Here is a 3901-nt window from a genome sequence, read left to right as displayed (position 1 = left end):
CTTAAATATGTGCATCTCATAAAATCCAATCCGCTCTAAAAAAGCCCTGGTCGTCAGAAATTCCTCCTCCGTCTCCCCGGGGAAGCCAACAATCACGTCCGTGGTAATGGCCGGATGGTCAAAAGCTCTGCGCAGCGCCTCCACGCTTTCTGCGTATTCCCGGGTAGTATAATGTCTGTTCATTCGCTTCAGGGTAGCGTCACAGCCGCTTTGCAGGGACAGATGAAAATGTGGGCACAGCTTCGGCAGCGCAGCCAGTCTGCGGGCCGCTTCCTGCGTCACAATCCGCGGCTCCAGGGAACCCAGACGCACCCGTTCAATTCCCTCCACCTGGTGAACCTGCTCCACCAGGTCAATCAGCCTGCTGCTTCCGTTGTAGTCCGCCGCTTTTTTCTGAGCCGTTTTTTCCTGAAAATCAATGCCGTAGGAGCTGATGTGGATGCCGGTGAGCACAACCTCCTTGTATCCGCAGGCCGAAAGGCCGCGCACCTCCTCTAAAATATCCTCTTCCCTCCGGCTTCTGACTCTTCCTCTGGCAAAGGGGATGACACAATAGGAGCAGAATTGATTACAGCCATCCTGAATCTTAATATAAGCCCGGGTATGCTCCGCCGTCCGGCGCAGGGTCATTTCTTCGTACTCATGGGTGTGATTGATATCTATGACAGTAGTGTCGTGCAGCGTCTTGTCTCTTTCCTTCTCTGCAAGATATGCCTCCAGAATGTCTACGATATCCTTTTTGCGGTTATTGCCAACAGCCAGGTCTATGCTGTCGTCCATTTCAATCTTTTCTCCTCCGGTCTGCACATAACAGCCCACAGCCACCACAATGGCATGAGGGTTCTTCTGCTTGGCCCGGTGCAGCATCTGTCTGCTCTTCCGATCGGCAACATTGGTTACTGTACAAGTATTTATGATATAAATGTCCGCAGCCTGATCAAATGGTACAATATTGTAACCCTTTTCTTGTAACATTTGCCGCATTACTTCCATTTCATAGGAATTCACTTTGCAGCCAAGGTTATGCAATGCTACATTTTTCATAGTATTCCTCACTTTTTTTGTACTGTTTTCTCCTTGACTTTTATCTGTCCAGCCGTTAATATGTAGTCAGAAGGTATGTCACACATTAAGGAGGTAACCAAAATGAAAACAGTTCAGATTTCTTTAAATTCCATCGACAAAGTAAAGTCTTTCGTAAATGATATTACCAAGTTTGACTATGATTTCGATTTAGTGTCCGGAAGATACGTAATTGACGCAAAATCCATCATGGGCATCTTCAGCCTGGATTTATCCAAGCCCATCGACTTGAATATCCATGCAGAGGGCGGCGTCGATGAAGTGCTTGAGTGCCTGAAGCCTTACATGGTTTAATTGATCTGTAAAACAGAATACTTACGGCAAAATGGAATGTCTCAAAGAGCGCAATCGCTTTGAGACATTCTTTTTTTCGACCCTGACATCATTCTTATTCCGCTATAATCAGTTCCTTTGTCTTTAACGCCGTATCCACCAGCTCCTCTATCCGCTCGTCCAGATTGTGCTCATGCCGTCTGATCACATTCAGGTTCGGCTTTGTCACCGGATGCTTGGCCACAAAAATGGTACAGCAGTCCTCAAAGGGCAGGATGGAGGTTTCATAGGTGCCGATTTTTTCGGACAGTTCCACAATTTCCTGCTTGTCAAAGCCGATCAGGGGCCTGTATACCGGAAGCTGGCACACCTCGTTTGTAGCGATCAGAGAGCTCATGGTCTGGGAAGCCACCTGCCCGATGCTCTCGCCTGTGATCAGCCCGAGGCAGCCCGTCTCCTGGGCGATATGCTCCGCAATCCGCATCATATAGCGGCGCATGATTATGGTCAGCTCTTCATGAGGGCACTTTTCATAAATATAGAGCTGGATATCCGTAAAATTGATTACATGAAGATAAATAGGACCCGTAAACCTTGCCAAAAGTTTTGCCAGATCCACCACCTTCTGCCTGGCTCTCTCACTGGTATATGGCGGCGCGTGAAAATAAACCGCATCCAGCTTCACGCCGCGCTTTGCGATCATATAACCGGCTGCCGGGGAGTCAATGCCGCCGGACAAAAGCAGCATTGCCTTTCCTCCTGTTCCCACAGGCATTCCCCCCGGTCCCGGAATGGTTTCAGAATAAATATATATTTTTTCCCGCACTTCAATGTTCAACACAATATCGGGGTTGTGTACGTCTACCTTCATCTCCGGATACGCTTCTAAAAGAGCCTCTCCCATACGGGCATTGATTTCCATGGAATCCAGAGGATAATTCTTTCTGGCCCGTCTCGCCTGCACCTTAAAGGTTTTGCTGCGCTCGGGATACACATCCCCAATATACCGGACAATGGTCTCACAAAGCCTGTCAAATCCCTGGTCCTCCACATAAACCACTGGACAAATGCCCGAAATGCCGAAAACCTGCCGCAGGTGCCCAACCGTTTCTTCAAAATCAAATTCCGTCTGGGCCTCCACATAAATGCGCCCCTGTGTCTTGTGAATCAAAAACTCACCCTCACATTTTTTTAACGCATATTTTATCTGCCCAATCAGGGCGTCCTCAAACAAAAAACGGTTTTGTCCCTTTATGCCGATCTCAGCGTATTTAATCAAAAAAGCAGTAAACATGGCAACCTCTTTTCTCTTACTCTCCCAAGCCTGCAGGCTAATTCCTATCTGCGGGTATATTTGCGCAACATGGGAATTTTATCATACAATGTCTGTAATGTATAGTCTATTTCTTCCAAAGTGGTGAATACGGAAAAGCTGAAACGCACAGTGGACTCCAGCAGAGGCTTTTTTACCCCCACAGCCTTTAACGTGGCCGATGGCTGAGGTTTTCTGGCCGAGCAGGCGCTTCCGGCAGAAACATAAATTTCCTTTTCCTCCAGAGCGTGAAGCAGCACCTCGCTTCTTACCCCCTCAAAGGAAACACTGACAATATGAGGCGCCGTCCCAGCCCCTAGAGGTTCTCCCGGCAAAAGACCGTTCACATGCACACCATCCAGCTTTCTCACTCCCTGGATAAAATACTCCTTGCACCGGGTAAGCTGCCTTACATCATCGTCCAGACGGCTGTAAAGCATTTCCGCAGCCTTTGCAAGTCCCGCCGCTCCGGGAACATTCTCCGTCCCTGACCGCAGATTCATCTGCTGCCCTCCTCCGTGAAGAATGGGCTGTATCCTCACCTTGTCCGCTGCATACAGCACGCCGGCCCCCTTGGGTCCGTGGATCTTGTGTCCACTGATGGACAACAGGTCAATTTTCATCTTCTTCGGGTATATGCGGGCTTTTCCAAAGCCCTGTACCGCATCCACATGAAACAGCGTCTCCGGATTCATCCGCTTGATCATGGCCCCTGCCTCTTCAATTGGCTGTAGGGAGCCGATCTCATTGTTGGTGTGCATGATAGACACCAGTATAGTTTCGGGACACATGGCCCGATGCAGATCCTCCAGACGGATTCTGCCGCTGTCGTCCACCGGCAGATAGGTCACCCGGAAGCCCTGTTCCTCCAAATAACGCATTGTCTGCAGAATGGCCGGGTGTTCTATCTGGGTTGTAATCAGATGCCTTCCTCTTCTGTTATTTGCTAAGGCGCATCCTATCAGCGCCAGATTGTCAGACTCCGTTCCCCCGGAGGTGAAAATAATTTCCTTTTCATCTACCTTCAGAATACGGGCCAGGGTTTCCTTTGCGTAACGGACATACTGCTCTGCCCGGATTCCTTTCATATGCAGGCTGGAGGGATTTCCGTAATCTTCACACATAATTTGTTTCATCAACTCCGCTGCCTCGGGAAAAACCCGGGTCGTAGCGGAATTGTCCAAATACACTTCCATCTACAATCTCCTCTTATCTTTTTTTGGTATCCTATTC

General features: G+C 48.9%; 4 protein-coding genes. 1 reads left to right on the top strand and 3 read right to left on the bottom strand.

Annotation, left to right across the window (positions count from 1 at the left end):
• On the bottom strand, positions 1-1044 hold a 1044-nt coding region (mtaB, locus tag AC1WIP_RS12725), incomplete at its 3' end, for a tRNA (N(6)-L-threonylcarbamoyladenosine(37)-C(2))-methylthiotransferase MtaB (RefSeq protein WP_481142179.1).
• 102 nt (positions 1045-1146) lie between these two features.
• On the opposite strand from mtaB, the gene AC1WIP_RS12720 reads away from it, so the two are divergent.
• The gene (locus AC1WIP_RS12720; RefSeq protein ID WP_318702727.1) at positions 1147-1377 is read left to right on the top strand and encodes an HPr family phosphocarrier protein; all 231 of its coding nucleotides are present in this window, start codon (positions 1147-1149) and stop codon (positions 1375-1377) included.
• 94 nt (positions 1378-1471) lie between these two features.
• Here the strand turns inward: AC1WIP_RS12720 and thiI are convergent, their stop codons facing one another.
• The gene (gene thiI, locus AC1WIP_RS12715; protein WP_481142178.1) at positions 1472-2650 is read right to left on the bottom strand and encodes a tRNA uracil 4-sulfurtransferase ThiI; all 1179 of its coding nucleotides are present in this window, start codon (positions 2648-2650) and stop codon (positions 1472-1474) included.
• Between the two features lie 44 nt (positions 2651-2694).
• Positions 2695-3864 carry a cysteine desulfurase family protein gene (locus tag AC1WIP_RS12710; RefSeq protein ID WP_481142177.1) on the bottom strand — a complete coding sequence of 390 codons (1170 nt, stop codon included), beginning with the start codon at positions 3862-3864 and terminating at the stop codon, positions 2695-2697.
• Positions 3865-3901 lie beyond the last annotated feature (37 nt).

This window comes from Acetatifactor sp., from assembly GCF_982438285.1.
Note: the sequence above shows the minus strand (reverse complement) of the source record. Positions and strands in the feature narration are given on the sequence as shown.

Excerpts from the sequence above, each read along its gene's own strand:
- AC1WIP_RS12720 (WP_318702727.1), top strand. The coding sequence starts at position 1,147 with ATGAAAACAGTTCAGATTTCTTTAAATTCCATCGACAAAGTAAAGTCT.
- thiI (WP_481142178.1), bottom strand. The coding sequence starts at position 2,650 with ATGTTTACTGCTTTTTTGATTAAATACGCTGAGATCGGCATAAAGGGA.
- AC1WIP_RS12710 (WP_481142177.1), bottom strand. The coding sequence starts at position 3,864 with ATGGAAGTGTATTTGGACAATTCCGCTACGACCCGGGTTTTTCCCGAG.